The organism is Mesorhizobium sp. M1406 (assembly GCF_040317555.1).
Classification (GTDB): Bacteria; Pseudomonadota; Alphaproteobacteria; order Rhizobiales; family Rhizobiaceae; genus Mesorhizobium.
This window is the reverse complement of sequence record NZ_JAMYKW010000026.1, coordinates 29,926-49,178: the sequence shown is the minus strand read 5'-3', so window position 1 is coordinate 49,178 and position 19,253 is coordinate 29,926. Positions and strand designations below refer to the sequence as shown.

At 63.2% G+C, this 19,253-nt stretch carries 23 protein-coding genes; 11 read left to right on the top strand and 12 right to left on the bottom strand.

Annotated elements, in window-relative coordinates; genetic code table 11:
* The first annotated feature begins 222 nt into the window (after positions 1-222).
* On the top strand, positions 223-1,410 hold the full coding sequence (locus tag NKH03_RS20905; protein WP_352970230.1) for a glycine C-acetyltransferase: 1,188 nt from the start codon (positions 223-225) through the stop codon (positions 1,408-1,410).
* A gap of 52 nt (positions 1,411-1,462) precedes the next feature.
* On the top strand, positions 1,463-2,497 hold the full coding sequence (tdh, locus tag NKH03_RS20900; RefSeq protein WP_352869498.1) for an L-threonine 3-dehydrogenase: 1,035 nt from the start codon (positions 1,463-1,465) through the stop codon (positions 2,495-2,497).
* 74 nt (positions 2,498-2,571) lie between these two features.
* Here tdh and NKH03_RS20895 read toward each other — a convergent pair whose 3' ends face one another.
* Entirely contained in the window at positions 2,572-3,039 is a 468-nt protein-coding gene (locus tag NKH03_RS20895; RefSeq protein WP_352882209.1) for a MarR family winged helix-turn-helix transcriptional regulator, read from the bottom strand.
* An 87-nt stretch (positions 3,040-3,126) separates the two neighbouring features.
* Between NKH03_RS20895 and hmgA the strand changes: the two genes are divergently transcribed.
* Genes hmgA through NKH03_RS20870 form a run of 5 tightly spaced genes read left to right on the top strand, consistent with a single transcriptional unit; the run spans position 3,127 to position 7,186 of the window.
* Positions 3,127-4,440 (top strand): homogentisate 1,2-dioxygenase, encoded by a 1,314-nt coding sequence (gene hmgA, locus NKH03_RS20890; RefSeq protein WP_352970227.1) that lies wholly within the window; start codon positions 3,127-3,129, stop codon positions 4,438-4,440.
* Positions 4,441-4,451: 11 nt separating this feature from the next.
* Positions 4,452-5,339 (top strand): MBL fold metallo-hydrolase, encoded by an 888-nt coding sequence (locus tag NKH03_RS20885; protein WP_352970271.1) that lies wholly within the window; start codon positions 4,452-4,454, stop codon positions 5,337-5,339.
* A complete protein-coding gene (locus NKH03_RS20880; protein ID WP_352970225.1) occupies positions 5,336-6,349 on the top strand; it encodes a fumarylacetoacetate hydrolase family protein in 1,014 nt (337 codons plus the stop codon). Before NKH03_RS20885 ends, NKH03_RS20880 begins: the two co-directional genes overlap by 4 nt.
* Before the next feature lie 4 nt (positions 6,350-6,353).
* The gene (locus tag NKH03_RS20875) at positions 6,354-6,653 is read left to right on the top strand and encodes a hypothetical protein (protein ID WP_352970224.1); all 300 of its coding nucleotides are present in this window, start codon (positions 6,354-6,356) and stop codon (positions 6,651-6,653) included.
* Positions 6,650-7,186 (top strand): DinB family protein, encoded by a 537-nt coding sequence (locus NKH03_RS20870; protein ID WP_352882216.1) that lies wholly within the window; start codon positions 6,650-6,652, stop codon positions 7,184-7,186. The genes NKH03_RS20875 and NKH03_RS20870 overlap by 4 nt, the downstream gene beginning before the upstream one ends.
* Positions 7,187-7,199: 13 nt before the next feature.
* Here the strand turns inward: NKH03_RS20870 and NKH03_RS20865 are convergent, their stop codons facing one another.
* From NKH03_RS20865 to hppD, 3 genes are all read right to left on the bottom strand, one after another.
* Positions 7,200-7,577 (bottom strand): type II toxin-antitoxin system VapC family toxin, encoded by a 378-nt coding sequence (locus NKH03_RS20865; RefSeq protein WP_352970222.1) that lies wholly within the window; start codon positions 7,575-7,577, stop codon positions 7,200-7,202.
* Positions 7,574-7,798 carry a type II toxin-antitoxin system Phd/YefM family antitoxin gene (locus NKH03_RS20860; protein WP_023780515.1) on the bottom strand — a complete coding sequence of 75 codons (225 nt, stop codon included), beginning with the start codon at positions 7,796-7,798 and terminating at the stop codon, positions 7,574-7,576. The genes NKH03_RS20865 and NKH03_RS20860 overlap by 4 nt, the downstream gene beginning before the upstream one ends.
* A 70-nt stretch (positions 7,799-7,868) precedes the next feature.
* On the bottom strand, positions 7,869-8,981 hold the full coding sequence (gene hppD, locus NKH03_RS20855; protein ID WP_352970219.1) for a 4-hydroxyphenylpyruvate dioxygenase: 1,113 nt from the start codon (positions 8,979-8,981) through the stop codon (positions 7,869-7,871).
* Positions 8,982-9,118: 137 nt separating this feature from the next.
* On the opposite strand from hppD, the gene NKH03_RS20850 reads away from it, so the two are divergent.
* Positions 9,119-9,586 carry an Lrp/AsnC family transcriptional regulator gene (locus tag NKH03_RS20850; RefSeq protein WP_023762149.1) on the top strand — a complete coding sequence of 156 codons (468 nt, stop codon included), beginning with the start codon at positions 9,119-9,121 and terminating at the stop codon, positions 9,584-9,586.
* 13 nt (positions 9,587-9,599) lie between these two features.
* Here NKH03_RS20850 and NKH03_RS20845 read toward each other — a convergent pair whose 3' ends face one another.
* The 6 genes from NKH03_RS20845 to aztA all read right to left on the bottom strand — a co-directional run bounded on the left by NKH03_RS20845 (position 9,600) and on the right by aztA (position 13,633).
* Positions 9,600-9,938, bottom strand: coding sequence for a protein tyrosine phosphatase family protein (locus NKH03_RS20845; RefSeq protein ID WP_352869514.1), 339 nt, complete (start codon positions 9,936-9,938; stop codon positions 9,600-9,602).
* 68 nt (positions 9,939-10,006) lie between these two features.
* Complete coding sequence (locus tag NKH03_RS20840; RefSeq protein ID WP_352970216.1) at positions 10,007-10,444, bottom strand: DUF6691 family protein; 438 nt, start codon at positions 10,442-10,444, stop codon at positions 10,007-10,009.
* A gap of 4 nt (positions 10,445-10,448) precedes the next feature.
* Positions 10,449-10,871, bottom strand: coding sequence for a YeeE/YedE family protein (locus NKH03_RS20835; RefSeq protein WP_352970215.1), 423 nt, complete (start codon positions 10,869-10,871; stop codon positions 10,449-10,451).
* A 119-nt stretch (positions 10,872-10,990) separates the two neighbouring features.
* On the bottom strand, positions 10,991-11,932 hold the full coding sequence (gene aztC, locus NKH03_RS20830) for a zinc ABC transporter substrate-binding protein AztC (RefSeq protein ID WP_352970213.1): 942 nt from the start codon (positions 11,930-11,932) through the stop codon (positions 10,991-10,993).
* Positions 11,933-11,960: 28 nt separating this feature from the next.
* The gene (aztB, locus tag NKH03_RS20825) at positions 11,961-12,836 is read right to left on the bottom strand and encodes a zinc ABC transporter permease AztB (protein ID WP_352970212.1); all 876 of its coding nucleotides are present in this window, start codon (positions 12,834-12,836) and stop codon (positions 11,961-11,963) included.
* Entirely contained in the window at positions 12,836-13,633 is a 798-nt protein-coding gene (gene aztA / locus NKH03_RS20820; RefSeq protein WP_352970210.1) for a zinc ABC transporter ATP-binding protein AztA, read from the bottom strand. Before aztA ends, aztB begins: the two co-directional genes overlap by 1 nt.
* A gap of 227 nt (positions 13,634-13,860) precedes the next feature.
* Here aztA and NKH03_RS20815 point away from each other — a divergent pair, with 227 nt between their 5' ends.
* Complete coding sequence (locus NKH03_RS20815; RefSeq protein WP_352869526.1) at positions 13,861-14,205, top strand: RidA family protein; 345 nt, start codon at positions 13,861-13,863, stop codon at positions 14,203-14,205.
* Between the two features lie 46 nt (positions 14,206-14,251).
* Here the strand turns inward: NKH03_RS20815 and hutC are convergent, their stop codons facing one another.
* Positions 14,252-14,992: a histidine utilization transcriptional repressor HutC gene (hutC, locus tag NKH03_RS20810; protein ID WP_352869528.1), complete on the bottom strand. Its 741-nt coding sequence runs from the start codon at positions 14,990-14,992 to the stop codon at positions 14,252-14,254.
* Complete coding sequence (locus tag NKH03_RS20805) at positions 14,989-16,341, bottom strand: formimidoylglutamate deiminase (protein ID WP_352970208.1); 1,353 nt, start codon at positions 16,339-16,341, stop codon at positions 14,989-14,991. The genes hutC and NKH03_RS20805 overlap by 4 nt, the downstream gene beginning before the upstream one ends.
* 96 nt (positions 16,342-16,437) lie before the next feature.
* Here NKH03_RS20805 and hutI point away from each other — a divergent pair, with 96 nt between their 5' ends.
* Both hutI and hutH read left to right on the top strand, forming a co-directional pair.
* Positions 16,438-17,673 carry an imidazolonepropionase gene (gene hutI / locus NKH03_RS20800; RefSeq protein WP_352970269.1) on the top strand — a complete coding sequence of 412 codons (1,236 nt, stop codon included), beginning with the start codon at positions 16,438-16,440 and terminating at the stop codon, positions 17,671-17,673.
* Positions 17,670-19,205 (top strand): histidine ammonia-lyase, encoded by a 1,536-nt coding sequence (hutH, locus tag NKH03_RS20795; protein WP_352970206.1) that lies wholly within the window; start codon positions 17,670-17,672, stop codon positions 19,203-19,205. Before hutI ends, hutH begins: the two co-directional genes overlap by 4 nt.
* The last annotated feature ends 48 nt before the right edge of the window (positions 19,206-19,253 follow it).

Below are 19,253 nucleotides of genomic sequence, written 5' to 3'. Positions count from 1 at the left end.
AGCCGTCCGGCAAGGGGGAGACGTGGAAAGATCGCGAAATGGTTATCGGCCCGTTTAGCGCCGTGCCGGCATTTGAGCGATCCGCCAGAACCATTTGTAGTAGCGTCGCTTTTGCGACCATCGAGGCCGCATCGGGCCGCTTGCCACCGATCCGGTCGTTTTTGCGATGGATTTTTACCTCGGACGAGACGACAGTCGGCCCACATCAAACGAGGCCCGACCATGACCGCAGCATTCCTCTCTCACATCGACAGCGAGCTCGCGGGGCTCAAATCAGCCGGCCTCTATAAATCCGAGCGCGTGATCTCCTCGACCCAGTCGGCTGAGATCGAGGTCGGTGGGCAGAAAGTGCTCAACTTCTGCGCCAACAACTATCTCGGCCTCGCCGACAGCGCCGACCTGCGTGCGGCGGCCAGCCAGGCGCTCGACCGCTATGGCTATGGCATGGCATCGGTGCGTTTCATCTGCGGCACGCAGGAGGAGCACAAGCAGCTCGAGGCGACGATTTCATCCTTCCTCGGCCTGGAAGACACCATCCTTTACGGCTCCTGCTTCGATGCCAATGGCGGCCTGTTCGAGACGTTGCTCGGTGAAGAGGACGCGATCATTTCCGATGCGCTGAACCACGCTTCGATCATCGACGGCGTGCGGCTGTCGAAGGCCAAACGCTTCCGCTACGCCAACAACGACATGGCCGATCTCGAGGCGCGCCTGAAGGAAGCCGGGGACTGCCGCTTCCGGCTGATCGCCACCGACGGTGTGTTCTCGATGGATGGCATCATCGCCAATCTCAGGGGTGTCTGCGACCTCGCCGACAAATACGACGCCATGGTGATGGTTGACGACAGCCATGCGGTCGGCTTCGTCGGCCAGAACGGCCGCGGCTCGGCCGAGCATTGTGGCGTCGAGGGCAGGGTCGACATCATCACCGGGACGCTCGGCAAAGCGCTTGGCGGTGCATCCGGCGGCTACACATCGGGCAAGAGGCAGGTGGTCGATTGGCTGCGCCAGCGCTCGCGGCCTTATCTCTTCTCCAACACGCTGATGCCGGCGATCGCCGGCGCTTCGATCAAGGCGTTCGACCTGATCCGCAATGGCGATGGCTTGCGCGAGCACCTCTATGCCAATGCGGCGCGGTTCCGGTCGCGGATGGGCAAGATCGGTTTCACGCTGGCCGGCGCCGACCATCCGATCATTCCAGTGATGCTGGGCGATGCGACGCTGGCGCAAGAGATGGCGGCGCGCATGCTGAAGCGCGGCATCTATGTCATCGGTTTCTCCTTCCCGGTGGTGCCGAAGGGCCAGGCGCGCATCCGCACGCAGATGTCGGCGGCGCATTCCGCCGCGGACATCGACCGCGCGGTTGAGGCATTCGAAGCGGTCGGCAAGGAATTGGGCGTGATTTCCTGAAAGGCCGGGATCGAAAAGCGATTCCGGATCAAGAGATTCAAGGGACAAAAGCATGTCGAACATGATGAAGGCGCTGGTGAAGGCCAAGGCCGAGCCGGGCATCTGGATGGAAGAGGTGCCGGTGCCGGAGATCGGCCCCAACGACGTGCTGATCAAGATCCGCAAAACGGCGATCTGCGGCACCGACGTCCACATCTACAATTGGGACCAGTGGGCGCAGAAGACGGTACCGGTGCCGATGGTCACCGGTCATGAATTCGTCGGCACGGTTGCCGATTTCGGCGCCGCGGTCACGGAATACAAGATCGGCCAGCGCGTGTCGGGCGAAGGTCATATCGTCTGCGGCCATTGCCGCAACTGCCGCGCCGGGCGAGGGCATCTCTGCCGCAACACGCTCGGTGTCGGCGTCAACCGTCCCGGCGCCTTCGGCGAGTATCTTGCAATCCCGCAGCACAATGTCGTGCCGATCCCCGACGATGTGCCGGATGAGATCGCCGCGATCTTCGATCCCCTGGGCAATGCCGTCCACACCGCACTGTCCTTCGATCTGGTCGGGGAGGATGTGCTGGTCACCGGGGCCGGACCGATCGGCATCATGGGCGCGCTCGTCGCGCAATGCGTCGGCGCGCGCAAGGTGGTCATCACCGACATCAACCCTGTGCGGCTGGCGCTGGCGAAAAAGCTCGGCGTCCAGCATGTCGTCGACGCCTCGCAGGAAAAGCTGCGCGACGTCATGCCTGCGCTCGGCATGACCGAGGGTTTTGATGTCGGCCTCGAAATGTCGGGCGCCGCACCCGCCTTCCGCGACATGATCGACACCATGAACAATGGCGGCAAGATCGCCATCCTGGGGATTGCGCCCACCGGTTTCGAAATCGACTGGAACAAGGTCATCTTCAAGATGCTGCATCTGAAAGGCATCTACGGCCGCGAGATGTTCGAAACTTGGTACAAGATGATCGCGCTGGTGCAAGGTCCGCTCGATGTTTCGGGCCTGATCACGCACCGCATCGGCATCGACGATTTTCAGGCCGGCTTCGATGCCATGCGCAGCGGCAGCTCGGGCAAGGTGGTGATGGATTGGTAGCGCCTGACAGGAGGTGTTGCGATCCTTCGCGCCTCCCCTCTGTCCCGCCGACATATCAACAATTCTCCTGGTACCTAGTCTTTCCCCAAGGCCGTTTCTAGCGCTGCCAGTCCTTCTATGATCGCCCCACGCTCTTTGGCGCTCAATTTCGACAACAACTGCCGCTCGAACGCCTTCGCCAGCGGCACCATCTCGCGATAGGCGGCGAGGCCTGCCCTGGTCAGCGTCAGATGTTCGAGACGGCGGTCTTTCTCATCTGGCGTGCGCGTTAGCCAACGCCGCCGTTCAAGCTCAGCCACCGCGCGCGAAACCTTGGTCTTGTGCATGGCCGACTGCTCACCGAGTGCGGACGCCGTCATTGTGCCGTGCTGCCCAAGCCCGGAAAGGGTGCGCCATTCCGGCCGTGTAAGGCCATGGCTGTCCTTGTATATCCGCGAAAATTCGCGGCTGACGGCGTCGGCAAGCCGGTAGAGCCGGTAGGGCAGGAAATTTTCCAGGTTGAGAATTTCAGGCGCGTCGGACACTTCGCTCTTGATCGCCATTTTTCAAAGCCGCCATTGATGGTTACATTTTCGATGGTTACAAACGAAACCAGTTTCGTCAATTGAGATCCATTCCGGGAGGAAGCGATGGCCTTTTCCTACATGCCGGGCTTCGGCAACGATTTTGAAACCGAGACTTTGCCGGGTTCGCTGCCGCAGGGGCGGAATTCGCCGCAGCGGCCGGCCTACGGCCTCTATGCCGAGCAGCTTTCGGGCTCGCCCTTCACCGCCCCGCGCGGCACCAACGAGCGTTCCTGGCTCTATCGCATTCGGCCGAGCGTCAAGCACACCGGCCGCTTCAAACCGGCGAGCTATCCCTTGTGGAAGAGCGCGCCCAATGTCGGCGATCACGAACTGGCGCTCGGCCAATACCGCTGGAATCCGGTGCCGATGCCGAAGGAGCCGACCGATTTCATCGCCGGCATGCGCAGTATCACCACATCAGGCGATGTGCTGGGGCAGACCGGCATGGCAGCGCATGTCTACGTCGCCAACCGCTCGATGGCGGACGATCATTTCTTCAACGCAGACGGCGAATTGCTGATCGTGCCGCAGGTCGGTGCCTTGCGCTTCGTCACCGAGATGGGTGTGATCGAATTGAGGCCCGGCGAGATCGCCGTGCTGCCACGCGGTCTGGTCTTCAAGGTCGAGCTGGTCGACGCCGAAGTGCGCGGCTATGTCTGCGAGAACTACGGCGCCAAGCTTACGCTGCCTGACCGAGGCCCGATCGGCGCCAATTGCCTGGCCAATCCGCGCGATTTCAAGACGCCTTGCGCCTGGTTCGAGGAGAAGGAAACGCCGTGCCGGCTGGTGGTCAAATGGTGCGGCAATTTCCATGTCACCGAGATCGGTCATTCGCCGCTGGATGTCGTCGCCTGGCACGGCAACTACGCGCCTTATAAATATGATCTGGCAACCTTTTCGCCGGTGGGCGCGCTGCTGTTCGACCATCCCGACCCGTCGATCTTCACCGTGCTGACCGCGCCGAGCGGCGAGGAAGGCACCGCCAACATCGACTTCGTCATCTTCCCGCCGCGCTGGCTGGTTGCCGAAGATACGTTCCGGCCGCCCTGGTATCACCGCAACATCATGAGTGAGTTCATGGGGCTGATCCACGGCCAGTACGACGCCAAGGAAGAGGGTTTTGTGCCCGGCGGCATCAGCCTGCACAACCTGATGCTGGCCCATGGGCCTGACTCGACAGGTTTTGAAAAAGCCTTCCGCGCGGACCTGAAACCGGTCAAGCTCGACAACACCATGGCTTTCATGTTCGAGACCCGCTTTCCGCAGATGCTGACCCGCTACGGCGCCGAACTGGAAACCCGGCAGGATAATTACATCGACTGCTGGGCGGACCTGAAGAAGCGTTTCAACGGCACGCCAGAGGGCGACTGGTCTTGAGCACCGAGCCAATGCCGGACCAACTGGTGATTTTGGGCTCGAAGGGTGGCCCGGCGCTGCGGCCGGGTGGTCCATGGCCGAGTTCGTCGCTGCTGCAGATCGGCGGCCGCACGGTCGTTGTAGACTGCGGACTTGGCGTGACGCGCGGCCTGGTCGACGCCGGCATCAGCCTGAAGTGGCTTGACCTGATCTTCATCACGCATCTGCATTCCGACCACGTGCTGGAACTAGGGCCGTTGCTCCACACCGCCTGGACGGCAGGTCTGGCCACGCCCGTCGGCGTGTTCGGCCCGCCCGGCATAGGCCACTACTGGCGGCGCTTTTGTCAGGCGATGGAGTTCGACATCGAGATCCGCATCGTCGACGAGGGCCGGCCGGATATCCGCGAGCTGGTTTCGATCGTCGAATTCGGCGAAGGCCAGGTGGTCGAGCAACGCGGCCTGAAGGTCTCGGCACTGCGCGTCGACCATCCGCCGGTGACCGACTGTTTCGCCCTGCGCTTCGAATACGCTGGGAGAAGCGTGGTCTTCTCCGCCGATACGGCCTTTTATCCGCCGCTCGCCGATTTTGCCCGGGGCGGCGATATTCTGGTTCACGAGGCCATGCTGGAACAAGGCATCGAGCGGCTGGTGGCCAGGACCGGCAATGGCGCGCGGCTGAAAGAGCATCTGCTTGCCAGCCACAGCTTTGCCGAAGAGGCCGGGCGCATCGCCAGCGATGCCGACGTAACGAGGCTGGTGCTCAATCACCTCATTCCGGCCGACGATCCCGAGATCGGCGAAGCCGAATGGATCGCCGCTGTCAGGAAAACATGGGCCGGCGACTTGACGATCGCCCGGGACGGCCTTGTTGTGGAGTTAAGCAGCGCCAAAGCTGCACAAGGAGGGGAAACCGCATGAAGCTTGCCACATTGAAGGACGGAACGCGCGACGGAAAACTCGTCGTCGTCTCGCGCGACCTGACACGCTTCACCGACGCCTCGTTCCTGGTGCGCACGCTGCAGGCGGCGCTCGACGACTGGCGGCGCATCGCACCGCACCTCACGACAATAGCGGAATCGCTGGAGAACAACGCGGTGCCGGCGGAGCGCTTCCACGAGCATGACGCCCACTCGCCGCTGCCGCGCGCCTATCAATGGGCCGACGGCTCGGCCTATGTGAACCACGTCGAGCTGGTGCGCAAAGCCCGCGGCGCCGAGATGCCGGCGAGCTTCTGGACCGACCCGCTGATCTACCAGGGCGGCTCGGACTCCTTCACTCCGCCACGCGATCCGATCCGGATAGTCGACGAAGCCTTCGGCATCGACATGGAAGGCGAAGTCGCGATCATCGTCGACGATGTGCCGATGGGTGCAAGCCTCGATGAAGCGCGCGCCGCGATCCGGCTGATCATGCTGGTCAACGACGTCACGCTGCGCGCGCTCACCGGACCGGAGTTGGCAAAGGGTTTCGGCTTCTTCCAATCAAAGCCGTCCTCGGCGTTTTCGCCTGTCGCGGTGACGCCGGACGAACTGGGCGACGCATGGGACGGCGGCAAGGTCAGCCTGCCGCTGCTCGCCGATCTCAACGGCGAGCCGTTCGGCCGGGCCAATGCCGGTATAGACATGACCTTCGACTTTCCGGCGCTGATCGTTCACGCGGCAAGGACACGGCCATTGGCCGCCGGCACGATCGTCGGCTCGGGGACTGTCTCCAACAAGCTCGACGGCGGGCCGGGCAAACCTGTCTCGGCTGGCGGCGCCGGCTATTCCTGCATCGCCGAACTGCGCATGATCGAGACCATTGTGTCAGGCGAGCCCAGAACGCCGTTCCTGCGCTTCGGCGACACGGTGCGCATCGAGATGAAGGACAGGACGGGTCATTCGATCTTCGGCGCCATCGAGCAGAAGGTCGAGAAATACGAGAGGTGAGGGAATGACGGGGGATGCATTCTATCGGCTGGTGGGCATCTGGGCCCTTGCCTTGCTGGCAGCCTTCACCCAGGCGATCCGGCTGGGTTACCGCATCGAGGCGCGCTCGCCCGGCCTGACCAACCGCAGCGGCTTTCCGCGCAAGGCGATGATGTTCCACACCATCACCAACATCAACGTCGCGCGGGACGAGGAAACCCAAGCGATGCGGCGACGGATGAGCCGGTTGCTGCTGATTGTGCTCGCTGGATTCGTGGTCATGGGTGGGCTTGTATCTGATCCGCTCCTCAGGGTGAGGGCATGAACCTGCTTGATCATCTGCGCCGCATGGCCGCCAACAATCTTTGGTCGAGCGACCGGCTCTACCGGGCGGTGTTATCCCTTCAGCCCGGCGAGTTCGAGGCCGTGCGCACCAGCTTCTTTCCGTCGATCAAGGCGACGCTCAACCACATACTGGCGGTCGATCTTCTCTATCTCGATTTTCTCGAAGAGGGCGGTCTCGGCGCGGCCGCCCATGACGATTTCGTGCCTTTCGACGAGCCGCGGGCGCTGTTTGCCGCGCAGACCGTGGCCGATCGGCGACTGATCGCTTTTTGCGACGGGCTGTCGGAGGCTGATCTCGACCGCCGCGTCATCACCGACCGGCGCCGTGACGGCATGATTCCTGAGCGCATCGGCGATATCCTCGCCCATGTCTTCCTGCACGACATCCATCATCGCGGTCAGGTGCATGCAATGCTGTCGGGCACGTCAGTCAAGCCGCCGCAGCTCGACGAGTTCTTGCTCGATTATGATGCGAAGCTCAGGAAAGCGGAAATCGAGCGGCTGCGTTTGTAAGCCAGGCCGCCAATCATGCCAGAGCGACATCGTAACGGGCGAAATGTCGGTCGGATGTAAGGATGGTCAGATTCTCCAGTTGCGCTTGCGCAATCAGCAGCCTGTCGAACGGATCGCCATGGTGGTGAGGGAGGCCGCTGACGGCATCCGCATGCTGGAAGGTTATGCCAAGCGGCTGAAATTGCATCTGTGGAAGCAGCGTCGGCAGATCGTCCGGTGCATGGAGTTTGCCGACAGAACGCTTAATGGCAATTTCCCAAACGCTTGCCGCGCTCGCGAACACCACCGCCTCCGAAGCCAGGATAGCGCGGTGTTGCTCGCTGAGACGCAGATCGTCCGAAATCGACCAAAGGATGATATGGGTGTCGGCGAGAAACGGGCCGACAGTCATTTCACGTACTCGTCCCATTCGGGACCGAGTTCGTCAAAGTCGTCCGCAATCCAGATCTTGCCTTTCAAGGCGCCGATACGCGGCAGGGGTTCGGCTACTGCCGGTGGTACGATACGCGCGGCCACCTTGCCGTGGCGTGTGAGCACGATCTCCTCACCGGCTTCCGCGCGGCTGACGAGTTCCGACAATTTGGCCTTGGCCTCCGCGATGGAAACATTCATGGCGTGATCCTTTATGACCATAATTTAGGTCATAATTGGCCGCACCACAAGAGTCTCAGTTCGGGTCGACTCATTCCGCCGCCTGAACCTTGATCACCCCGCGCTTGATCTGGTCCTGCTCGATCGATTCGAACAGCGCACGGAAATTGCCCTCGCCAAAGCCTTCGTCGCCCTTGCGCTGGATGAACTCGAAGAAGATCGGTCCGATCACGGTTTTCGAAAAGATCTGCAGCAGGATCTTGGTCGTGCCGCCGTCCACGACACCTTCGCCGTCGATCAGGATGCCGTGCTTCTTCATCCGCTCGATCGGCTCATCATGGCCGTTCACCCTGGCATAGGACATGTCGTAATAGGTATCCGGCGGGCCGGGCATGAATTTCAGCCCGTTTTCGGCTAGCCTGTCGGTGGCGGCATAAATCTCGTCGGTGCCGACCGCTATGTGCTGGATGCCTTCGCCATTGTACTTCTTCAGGTATTCGGCGATCTGGCTGGTCTCGTCCTTGGACTCGTTCAGCGGAATGCGGATCTTGCCGCAGGGCGAGGTGATGGCGCGGCTGACAAGGCCGGTGATCTTGCCGTCGATGTCGAAGAAATGGATCTGCTTGAAGCCGAACAGATTGCGGTAGAAATCCCACCATTTGTCCATCTGGCCGCGATAGACATTGTGGGTCAGGTGATCGAGGTAGTAGAAGCCGACGCCTTCCGGCCGCGGGTCACGCTCGCCCAGCCATTCGAACTCGGCATCATAGGCCGAGCCCTTCTTCCCGTAGGTCTCGATGAAATAGAGCAGCGAGCCGCCGATGCCGACGATTGCCGGCACGTCGAGCGCCTTGTCGGCGCCTTCGTAAGGCGTGGCGCCTTTGGCGACAGCGTGGTCGAAAGCGTGTTTGGCATCGACCACGCGCCAGGCCATCGAGGCGGCGCAGGGGCCGTGCTTGTCGGCGAATTTCACCGCATGCGAGCCGGGCTCGGCATTGACGACATAGTTGATGTCGCCCTGGCGCCAGACTGTGATGTCCTTGGTGCGGTGCTTGGCCACCGCGATATACCCCATCCGGGTGAACAGTTCGGCGAGCTTCCGCGGCTCCGGATGCGCGAATTCGACGAACTCGAACCCATCCGTGCCGGCGGGGTTGTCCTTGCTGATCTTGGCGGGTGGGGCGTCGTGCGGGAAGGGGCCCATGATATTCCTCCGAATCTGGCTTGGCCTGGAAAGGCCATCTGACGCCATCATAACGCGGACGCGGTGCATGGTGCTTGCATTCAAACGCTTGAAATGGTCATCTCATGCGCGAAATATGCATGATGTGGACCAAAGCCATGGATGAGACGCGCATTGACCAGTTCGACCGCAAGATAATGGCGCTGTTGCAGGGCGATGCGCGGCTGACTAACAATGACCTTTCGGAGCGGGTGAACCTGTCGGCGTCGCAATGCTCGCGCCGCCGCCAGCGGCTGGAGGAGGACGGCTTTATCAAGGGGTATCGGGCGGTGCTCGACCGCGACAAGCTCGGTTTTTCCTTGGTCAACGTCATCTCGGTGACATTGGCCACTCACAATCGCGACAATGCGCGGCGCTTCGGCGAACTGGTGGCGCGGCTGCCCGAGGTGCAGGAAGCGCACGCGCTGACCGGCGAGATGGACTACATCTTGAAAGTGGTGACGCCCGATTTGAAGTCGCTGTCGGAATTCGTCAACGGCGTGCTCCTGCCGCACGAATCCGTGCAGCATGTGAAGACGGCGATCGTGCTGGAGACACTGAAGGAAACCGGCGCGCTGCCGATTTGACCCTTGAGCCGATCTAACCCTTCGACTGCTGGATCAGCCCGTAGAGATTGGTGCAGCGCGCCCCGGAGCGGCAATAGGCGAAGACCGGGCCGTCGAGCTCATCCAGTGCCTCGGCCTGATCCTCGACATTCTCGGCCGTGATCTGGCCGCTGATGACGGGGATATAGCGGAAGGCGAGACCGGCGGCTTCGACGGCCATCTTGAGCGTGTCGGCCGAAGGCTGGCCGGGCTGCTCGTCGTCGGGTCGGTTGCAGATGACGCTCTTGAAGCCGGCGGCCTTGATGGCGGCGACGTCTTCGGGCTGGATCTGGCCCGAGACCGAATAGTCCTCGCTGATCTCACGATATTCCATGACGATGTCCTCGCAATCTGATTTGCCGGGAGTCTTGCCATTCCCTGACGTGGCCGGCAACTCGAATCCTATGCCGCGGCCGGCTGAGCGAGCCTTGCCCTGGCGAAACGCGCCACGACGATACCGGCAATCACTGCCGCGACAAAGATTGGTGTCGCTGAATCGCCAAGGCCAAGGGCAGGGATGGCACCGCCGGGACAGAAGCCGGCAATGCCCCAGCCGATACCGAAGATTGCGGCGCCGCCAATCAGCTCCGCGTCGATGGCGCGCTTCGTCGGCAGCGCGAAGGCGATTTCGAACACCGGCGCCTTGCGGCGGCCGAACACCAGCCGGTAACCGGCGAAGGCGACCACCAGACCGCCGCCCATGACGAAGATCAGGCTTGCATCCCATGTACCGGCAATGTCGAAGAAGTTCAGTACCTTTGCTGGATTGATCATTCCGGAAACGGCAATGCCGAGGCCGAAAACCCCGCCGATCAGGAATGCCGAGACGAGCTTGTTCATGGGTTCAGCCTCCGACCACGTGGCGGACGATGAAGACGGTGGCGAAGGCGGTGATCATGAAGGTCGCGACGGCAGCGAACGAGCGTGGCGACAGGCGCGCCATGCCGCAAATGCCGTGACCGCTCGGGCAGCCGGCGCCGAAATGCACGCCGACGCCGACGAGCAAGCCGCCGACGATAAGTGCGAGCGTCGGCACGGGCACGCTGAAGGCGATGTGTCCGCCGACAGCTTGGTAGGCAAGCGGCGCCGCAACGGCGCCGACGAGAAAGGCGGCCCGCCACCGCCATTCGGAGGAAAGTGGCGGGATGATACCCGTGAGGATGCCGGTCATCCCGGCAATCCGGCCATGAAAAGCCATCAGCAGCGCCGCCGACAGGCCGATGAGAGCGCCGCCAAGCAGCGACTGGAACGGGGTGAAGTCTGTCATGGAGCGCCAGCTTTCGAACTGAGGTATATCCGCGTGAGACGATTATAACGCGGATATACATTTCCGGCGGAAAATCCGGCTGGGCTATCTCGTCCGGCCGGATCGAAGGTGTCGGTCAATCAGCTGCCGAGGATCGCTCCTTTTATTTGGCGGATGTTGTTGTGCATCATGTCGATATAGGTCGAGGCCGGGCCGTCGGGCTGCGACAGCGCATCCGAATAGAGAGTGCCGCCGACCTTGATGCCGGTCTCGCTGGCGATTTGCTCGATCAGGCGCGGGTTGGTGATGTTCTCGACGAAGATCGCGGCCGCCTTGTCCTGCTTCACCTGGGTGACCAGCTTGGCGACATCGGCGGCGGACGGTTCGGAGTCGGTCGAGATGCCTTGCGGAGCCAGGAAGGTCAGGCCGTATGCGTGTTCGAAATAGCCGAAGGCGTCATGCGAGGTGATGACCACGCGCTTCGCTTCCGGGATCGAGGCGATCGCCGCTTTCACTTCACCTTCGACCGCATCGAGCTTCTTGGTGTAGGCGGCGGCATTGGTCTGGTAGCTGACGCAGCCGTCGGAGTCGGCCGCGCAGAAGGCCTCGGCGATGTTGTTCACATAGATCTTGGCATTGGCGATCGACTGGAAGGCGTGCGGATCGGTCACCGTTTTGCCGCCGCCGGTGCCGGCACCTTCGGCCGCGTCGGCATCGGCGAATTCAGGCTTGAAATCGATCGGCGTCACGCCCTTGGTCAAGGTGACGATCGAGGCCTTGGTGGCGCTGGCATCGACAAGCCGCTGCAAAAAACCTTCGAAATGCAGGCCGTTGACCAGCACGATATCGGCCTTGGCCATGGCCACCGCGTCGGCCGGGCTCGGCTCGTAGACATGGGCGTCGCCATCCGGCCCGACAATGGTGGTAACATCGATGCGGTCGCCGCCGACATTTCTGGCGAAATCGGCGATGACGGTGAAGCTGGCGACCACCTTCAGCGGTGCCGCGAAGGCCGACGATGCGCCAAAGGCGGTTAATGTTATAACGCTCATCGCCAGGGCGGCGCGGATCGATTTCAACATGGGCGGGTCTCCTTTTAGGGGCGGGGGATCAGGCCGTTCTGTGACGGTGATGGATGATGCGGGCGCGCAGGATGCCGCGCGTGCCAAACAGGATCGAGGCGAAATAGATGACACCGGCCGACAGGATGATAGCCGGGCCGGACGGCAGCGACGCGTTATAGGACAAAAGCAGCCCGGCGACGCAGGAGGCAAAGCCGATCAGCACCGCCAGCACGCACATCGGCTCGACGCGCACGGTCCAGAAACGGGCGGCGGCGGCCGGCAGCATCATCAGACCGACCGAAAGCAGCGTGCCGAGCGCCTGGAAGCCGCCGACGAGATTGAGCACGACGAGGCCGAGGAAGATGAAATGCACCGGACTGCCGAGCCGGCTGACCGAACGCAGGAACAGCGGGTCGAGGCATTCGGCGACCAATGCCCGCCAGAAGATGGCGAGGCTGACCAGTGTCACCGCGACGATGCCGCCGATCAGTGTCAGTGCTTCATCGTTGAGCGCCAGCACGGTGCCGAACAGCACATGCATGAGATCGACGCTGGAGCCGCGGATCGACACCATCAGCACGCCGATGGCGAGCGAAATCAGATAGAACGCCGCCATCGAGGCGTCCTCGCGCTGGATGGTGAAGCGCGATACGGCGCCTGCGCCGAGCGCGACGATGATGCCGGCGATCAGGCCGCCGATGGTCATCGGCAGGATCTTCAGCCCATAGAGCAGGAAGCCGGCGGCAGCTCCGGGCAGGATGGCATGCGCCATGGCGTCGCCCGACAGGCTCATGCGCCGCAGCATCAGGAAGACGCCGACCGGGCAGGCACCGAGCGACAGCATCAGCGAACCGATCAGGGCCCGCTGCATGAAGCCGAAATCGGCGAAGGGCGCGATGAAAAGACCGTAAAGCGTGTCCATCAGGCGGCCCTCGGTCCGATGCCATGGTGATGGTGGTGATCGTGCCCATGGCCGTGAGCCTGCTCGTCTGGCTCGCACCAGGGCGCATTCTCTTCCCAGGCTTCGTGGAAGCGGCGAGCGCGCAGCAGGTTTTCGGGCTTCAGCGTTTCCCTTGTCTCGCCCCAGGCAATCGGCTGGCGGGCGAGAAGCAGCGTTTCGGGGAAATTCTGCCGCACCAGATCGAGGTCGTGGACGACCACCATGATGGTCCGTTCCTCGCCATGCCAGTGCTTGATCAGGGCAATGAGGTCGCCGACCGTCTTGGCGTCGACGGCGTTGAACGGTTCGTCGAGCAGGATGAGGTCGGCGTCCTGCAGCAGGACACGCGCAAACAGCGTGCGCTGCAGCTGGCCTCCCGAAAGTGTGTCGATCGGACGCTTCTCGAAGCCGCCGAGGCCGACCGCCATCAGCGCCTTGCTGACGTCGTCGCGATCTTGCCTGGTGTAGCGGCCAAGCAGGCCACGCCGTGGCCACAGGCCAAGCGAGACCAGATCCACCACCCGTGCCGGAAAGGAGCGGTCGAGTTCCGATTGCTGCGGCAGGTAGGCGGCGCGAACGCCAGGCGCACGGATGACCTCGCCGGCCATTGGTTTCAGCACGCCGACAATGCCTTTCATCAGCGTCGATTTGCCGGAGCCGTTGGCGCCGACGACAGCCGTCAGCGAGCCCTTGCGGATGGTGCCGTCGAGATGATGGATCGCCGGATGGCTGCCGTAGCCAAGCGTCAGGTCGCGGAATGTCAGGCAGGTGTTTGTCATTCTGCGATCCGTGGGGCGGCGAAATCCGGCTGCTGTTAGCGGCCGATTGGATATGTGATGTTATTACATTAGTCAACAAGCCAATCCGGCGGAATTGCGGCTGCCGGGTCAACTTGCCGTGTAAGGACGTCACGCGCCGTTGGCCCAAGGGGATTTGACCGGGCGACCTTGCCCGAAGTCGGCTGCAACTTTAAAGAGACGCAACCGACACTGGAAGGAACCATCCAATGAGCATTCGTCGCATCGATGTTGGCCCGCGCATGAGCCAGATCGTCATCCACGGCAACACCGTCTATCTGGCCGGTCAGGTCGGTCAGCCGACCGGCAACGTCGCTTCGCAGACCAGGGACATCCTGGCGGCCGTCGACGAACTGCTGGCCAAGGCCGGCTCCGACAAGACCAAGATCCTGCAGGCGATCATCTGGCTGGCCGATATGGGCACCTTCGCCGAGATGAACGCGGAGTGGGACAAGTGGGTGCCGCAAGGCAACACGCCGGCCCGCGCCACCGGCGAAGCAAAGCTCGCCGGACCGGAATATCTGGTCGAGATTATTATCACTGCCGCGATCTGAGGCGACGGTGAAGCTGCTGATCTCCCCCACGAGGGGGAGATCAGCCTCACCCCTGCGACGGCTTGAACCGCGCCACCAGCGTGTGGCTCTCCGCCGCATAGGTGAAGCGCACATGAGTGACCGGATGTTCGGCGCTCCATGTCCGCCGTTCGACCACCAGGCACGGCGCGCCGGCTGCGATATCGAGCGCGGCCGCGATATGCCTGTCGGCGGCGACAGCGCGAATCCGGTGCTCGGCTTCGCTCCACGGCACACGGCCGATCAGCCATGGCCCTGGCGCGATGGCGAGAAATTCCTCGTCGGCTGCTTCAGGCACGGCGGCAAGGTTGATCACCCGCTGTTCATGCGCGAATGGCCGCTCGCCGGCGAAATGCCGACACTCCAGCGCCAGCACCGGCCCGGCCACGCCCAACTCCAGCAGCGCGCGATCCTCGGCGCTGCTGAGCCTCTTGTGTCGCGCCACGCGCTCGTAGCGATAGGCTAGGCCGAGCGCTTCGACCTCGATGCGGATGTCGTGGATTTCCAGCACCGCCGCCTGCGACTGCGGCCGGCGGACGAAACTGCCCGAGCGACGCCGGCGCTCGATCAGCCCGGCCTTGGCCAGTTGCGACAGCGCCTTGTTCACCGTCATGCGCGAGCAATTGTATTGCGTGCTCAGTTCGTGTTCGAACGGAATGCGGTGACCAGGCGCCCAGGCGCCGGACATGATGCGTTCGCTGATGTCGGACAGGATGCGCTGGTGCAGCGAGCCGCCGCCTTCCGTCCCTATTGTCCCGGTCATGCTCATGCCGAAAGCGCCATCATCACGCTGCGAAACCGCTCAGCGATGGCCTCGCGCTTGACATGCCTGCCGCCGCTGACCTGTTTTTGGCCATGCACCCAAACGCAATCGACCTTGCTGCCGTCGGCAAAGATCCAGGCGTCGAGGATAGCGTCGCCGAATTTGCCGGCCAGCGAAGGACTGCCGGCGTCGAGCGAGACGAGATCGGCGGGTGCGCCGGCGGCGATCGCTGAGGCGCCGGCACCAAGCGCGACGCTGCCGCCGTCAAGCGCGGCGTCGAACAGCGCGCGGCCGGTCGAGCCGCCGGCGACCGCGAGCACGTTGCGGGCGCGGTGGGCGAGGCGCTGCGAATATTCGAGCTGGCGCAATTCGTCGGGCAGCCCGATCAGAACGTTGGAATCGGAGCCGACCCCGAAGCGGCCGCCATGCTCTCTGAACAGCGGCGCGGCAAAAGTGCCGTCGCCGAGATTGGCCTCGGTGATCGGGCAAAGACCGGCAATCGCGCCGCTCTTGGCCGTGCCGATCGTTTCCGCATCGGTCATATGCGTGGCGTGGATCAGGCACCAGCGTTGGTCGACCTCGGCATGGCCAAGCAGAAATTCGACCGGCCGCGCGCCCGACCAGGCAAGGCAGTCCTCGACTTCCTTCACCTGCTCGGCGACGTGGATGTGGATCGGCCCGTCCGGCGCAATGGCAGCCACCTCGGCTAATTCCTGTGGTGTCGCCGCACGCAAACTGTGCGGGGCTACCCCGATAACCGCTTGACCCAAAGCGCGAAGGGATTCCCGGCTTTTCTCAACAAGCCGGGAGAACCGATTCACATCGTTGACGAATCGCCGCTGGCCTTCGTTTGGAGCGGCGCCGCCGAAAGACGAGTGCGCATAAAACACGGGCAGCAGTGTCAGGCCGATACCCGTTTCGCCGGCCGCCGCCGCAATGCGTTCGGCCATCTCGGCGAGGTTGGAATAGGGTTTTCCGTCGCTGTCGTGATGCAGATAGTGAAATTCGCCGACGCGCGAAAAACCGGCCTCCAACATCTCGACATAGAGTTGCGCCGCAACCGCCTCGACCTGATCGGGCGTCATCGACAGGGCGAAGCGGTACATCACCTCGCGCCAGCTCCAGAAACTGTCGGCGGAGGGGCCGCGAAGCTCGGCAAGGCCCGCCATGCCGCGTTGGAAGGCGTGGCTGTGCAGGTTGGGCATGCCGGGCAGCAGGATCGCGTGACGTTCGTCGCCGGCCAGCGCTGTGGCTCCAGGTTCGACGGCCGTGATGCGTCCATTGGCGCAGGTGAGCCGCACATTGTCGTGCCAGCCATTGGGAAGGAGTGCCTGTTCCGCGAAGATATCAGTCACTTTTCTCTCCGGTTCTCTGTCTCTCGTGCGATGATGGCTTGCAGTGCGTTTCAATATGTATATACATAATCGCCATCGATTGAAACGGAAAAGATGATGGTTGCAGAGAGCAAAAGCCGGGCGGGGGCGATTCGCATCTGGCGCGACGCACGCTTGGCGACGTTGGCCGAAAACGCGGCCGGACTAGGCATCGTCGAACATGGCGCGATCGCCGCACGTGACGGCCGGATAGTCTATGCCGGTCCCGAATCGGAGATCCCCGCGGCATTTGCCAAGGGTGCCGAGACGATCGATTGCGAGGGCCGCTGGATCACGCCAGGCCTGATCGATTGCCACACCCATCTGGTCCATGCCGGCAACCGCGCCAACGAATTCGAGATGCGGCTGGCCGGCGCCACCTATGAAGAGGTCGCCAGGGCCGGCGGCGGCATTGTCTCCTCGGTCAAATCCTTGCGGGCCGCCAGCGAGAGCGACCTGGTCGCGCAATCGCTGCCGCGCCTCGATGCGCTGATCGCCGAGGGTGTGACCACCGTTGAGATCAAGTCGGGCTATGGGCTTGATCTGGAAAATGAGAAAAAATCGCTGCGTGCCGCACGCCGGCTGGGCGGTGAGCGGCCGGTGACGATCCGCACAACCTTCCTCGGCGCCCATGCCCTGCCGCCGGAAGCCAAGGGCGACAAGGACGCCTTCATCGATCTAGTCGCCAAAGAAATTCTCCCGGCGGTTGCCGCCGAGGGGCTGGCCGATGCGGTCGACGGCTTTTGCGAGGGCATCGCCTTTTCGCCGGACCAGATGGCGCGCGTCTTCGATGCCGCCAAGGCGGCCGGCCTGCCGGTCAAGCTTCATGCCGACCAACTGTCCAACCTGCATGGCGCCGAACTCGCCGCCCGCTATGGCGCGCTGTCGGCCGATCATCTCGAATACACCGATGAAGCGGGTGCGGCGGCGATGGCCAGGGCGGGAACCGTGGCGACGATCCTGCCCGGCGCTTACTATTTCATTCGCGAAACAAAGAAGCCGCCGATCGGCCTGTTCCGCCAGAACGGCGTCAAGATGGCTGTCGCCACCGACAACAATCCCGGCACCTCGCCGCTGACCTCGCTGCTTCTGACCATGAATATGGCGGCGACCTTGTTCGGCCTGACAGTCGACGAATGCCTTGCCGGCGTCACCCGCGAGGCCGCCCGCGCGCTTGGTTTGCTGGGTCAAACCGGCACGCTGAAGGTCGGTAAATCCGCCGACCTGGCGATCTGGAACATCGAGCGCCCCGCTGAACTCGTCTATCGCATGGGCTTCAACCCGCTGCATGCCCGCATCTGGAGAGGACAATGACCGAACTGACCCTGAAGCCCGGCAATGCGACGCTGGCCGACTGGCGCGCGATCTATCGCGGCGCCGTGCCCAAGCTTGACAATGCCTGCCGGCCGAAAATCAAGGCGAGCGCCGAGGCCGTCGCCAGGATCGTTGCCAAGGGCGAGCCGGTCTACGGCATCAACACCGGCTTCGGCAAACTGGCCAGCGTTCGTATCCCCGCCGAAGACCTTGAGACCTTGCAGCGCAACATCGTGCTGTCGCACGCCGCCGGCGTCGGCGAGCCGATGCCATCAGCCATTTGCCGGCTGATGATGGCGCTGAAGCTGGCCAGCCTGGCGCAGGGCGCCTCCGGCGTGCGCCCGCAGACCATCGAGTTGCTGGAAGCGATGCTGGCCAACGACGTCATCCCGGTGGTGCCGGCGCAAGGCTCGGTCGGCGCCTCCGGCGACCTTGCCCCGCTGTCGCACATGACGGCGGTGATGATCGGCGTTGGCGAATGCTTCACCCCGCATGGCCGTTTTCCGGCCAAGGTCGCCTTTGTCTCGCATGGGCTGGAGCCGGTGACATTGGGCGCCAAGGAAGGTCTGGCGCTGCTCAACGGCACGCAATTCTCGACGGCCTATGCGCTCGCCGCTCTGTTCGAGGCCGAAGTGCTCTACCAGTCGGCGCTGGTCGCTGGCGCACTGTCGACCGATGCCGCGAAAGGCTCGGACGCCCCCTTCGACCCGCGCATCCATGCGCTGAGACAGCATCGCGGCCAGATCGAAACGGCGGACGCCCTGCGCAATCTGATGGCCGGCAGCGCCATCCGTGAATCGCACCGGGTTGGCGACGAGCGCGTGCAGGATCCGTATTGCCTGCGCTGCCAGCCGCAGGTCATGGGCGCGGCGCTCACCGTCCTGCGCCAGGCCGCCGACACGCTGGGCACCGAGGCCAATGGCGTCACCGACAATCCGCTGATCTTCGCCGAGGATGACACGGCCCTTTCGGGCGGCAATTTCCACGCCGAGCCGGTGGCCTTCGCCGCCGACATGATCGCGCTCGCGGTCTGCGAGATCGGTTCATTGTCGGAACGCCGCATCGCCATGCTGGTCGACCCGGCATTGTCGGGCATGCCGGCCTTCCTGACGCCGAAGCCCGGCCTGAACTCCGGCTTCATGATCCCGCAGGTAACGGCGGCGGCCCTGGTTTCCGAGAACAAGCAGAAAGCCTATCCGGCCAGCGTCGATTCGATACCGACTTCGGCCAACCAGGAGGACCACGTTTCGATGGCCGCGCATGGCGCGCGCCGGCTGATCGGCATGGTCGAGAACGCCACCGCGGTCATCGGCATCGAATTGCTGGCCGCGGCACAAGGCTGCGACTTCCACGCCCCGCTGGCATCGAGCGCGCCACTTGAAGCCGTGCGCAAGCTGGTCCGGGCCGAGGTGCCGCATCTCGACAATGACCGGCATTTCCACCCAGATATGGAAAAGGCGATCGCCATGGTGCGCAGCGGCGCGACTATTAAGGCAGCCGGCGCGATAGCGCTGCCGGGGATTGCGTCATGAGAATGCTCGCCATCATAGGCTGCGTTCCTTCGCGCCGTAGGGCTCCAA

What these genes read in the sequence shown, in the direction of transcription:
- NKH03_RS20905 (WP_352970230.1), top strand. Translation starts at nt 223, where the DNA reads ATGACCGCAGCATTCCTCTCTCACATCGACAGCGAGCTCGCGGGGCTC.
- tdh (WP_352869498.1), top strand. Translation starts at nt 1,463, where the DNA reads ATGTCGAACATGATGAAGGCGCTGGTGAAGGCCAAGGCCGAGCCGGGC.
- NKH03_RS20895 (WP_352882209.1), bottom strand. Translation starts at nt 3,039, where the DNA reads ATGGCGATCAAGAGCGAAGTGTCCGACGCGCCTGAAATTCTCAACCTG.
- hmgA (WP_352970227.1), top strand. Translation starts at nt 3,127, where the DNA reads ATGGCCTTTTCCTACATGCCGGGCTTCGGCAACGATTTTGAAACCGAG.
- NKH03_RS20885 (WP_352970271.1), top strand. Translation starts at nt 4,452, where the DNA reads ATGCCGGACCAACTGGTGATTTTGGGCTCGAAGGGTGGCCCGGCGCTG.
- NKH03_RS20880 (WP_352970225.1), top strand. Translation starts at nt 5,336, where the DNA reads ATGAAGCTTGCCACATTGAAGGACGGAACGCGCGACGGAAAACTCGTC.
- NKH03_RS20875 (WP_352970224.1), top strand. Translation starts at nt 6,354, where the DNA reads ATGACGGGGGATGCATTCTATCGGCTGGTGGGCATCTGGGCCCTTGCC.
- NKH03_RS20870 (WP_352882216.1), top strand. Translation starts at nt 6,650, where the DNA reads ATGAACCTGCTTGATCATCTGCGCCGCATGGCCGCCAACAATCTTTGG.
- NKH03_RS20865 (WP_352970222.1), bottom strand. Translation starts at nt 7,577, where the DNA reads ATGACTGTCGGCCCGTTTCTCGCCGACACCCATATCATCCTTTGGTCG.
- NKH03_RS20860 (WP_023780515.1), bottom strand. Translation starts at nt 7,798, where the DNA reads ATGAATGTTTCCATCGCGGAGGCCAAGGCCAAATTGTCGGAACTCGTC.
- hppD (WP_352970219.1), bottom strand. Translation starts at nt 8,981, where the DNA reads ATGGGCCCCTTCCCGCACGACGCCCCACCCGCCAAGATCAGCAAGGAC.
- NKH03_RS20850 (WP_023762149.1), top strand. Translation starts at nt 9,119, where the DNA reads ATGGATGAGACGCGCATTGACCAGTTCGACCGCAAGATAATGGCGCTG.
- NKH03_RS20845 (WP_352869514.1), bottom strand. Translation starts at nt 9,938, where the DNA reads ATGGAATATCGTGAGATCAGCGAGGACTATTCGGTCTCGGGCCAGATC.
- NKH03_RS20840 (WP_352970216.1), bottom strand. Translation starts at nt 10,444, where the DNA reads ATGAACAAGCTCGTCTCGGCATTCCTGATCGGCGGGGTTTTCGGCCTC.
- NKH03_RS20835 (WP_352970215.1), bottom strand. Translation starts at nt 10,871, where the DNA reads ATGACAGACTTCACCCCGTTCCAGTCGCTGCTTGGCGGCGCTCTCATC.
- aztC (WP_352970213.1), bottom strand. Translation starts at nt 11,932, where the DNA reads ATGTTGAAATCGATCCGCGCCGCCCTGGCGATGAGCGTTATAACATTA.
- aztB (WP_352970212.1), bottom strand. Translation starts at nt 12,836, where the DNA reads ATGGACACGCTTTACGGTCTTTTCATCGCGCCCTTCGCCGATTTCGGC.
- aztA (WP_352970210.1), bottom strand. Translation starts at nt 13,633, where the DNA reads ATGACAAACACCTGCCTGACATTCCGCGACCTGACGCTTGGCTACGGC.
- NKH03_RS20815 (WP_352869526.1), top strand. Translation starts at nt 13,861, where the DNA reads ATGAGCATTCGTCGCATCGATGTTGGCCCGCGCATGAGCCAGATCGTC.
- hutC (WP_352869528.1), bottom strand. Translation starts at nt 14,992, where the DNA reads ATGAGCATGACCGGGACAATAGGGACGGAAGGCGGCGGCTCGCTGCAC.
- hutI (WP_352970269.1), top strand. Translation starts at nt 16,438, where the DNA reads ATGGTTGCAGAGAGCAAAAGCCGGGCGGGGGCGATTCGCATCTGGCGC.
- hutH (WP_352970206.1), top strand. Translation starts at nt 17,670, where the DNA reads ATGACCGAACTGACCCTGAAGCCCGGCAATGCGACGCTGGCCGACTGG.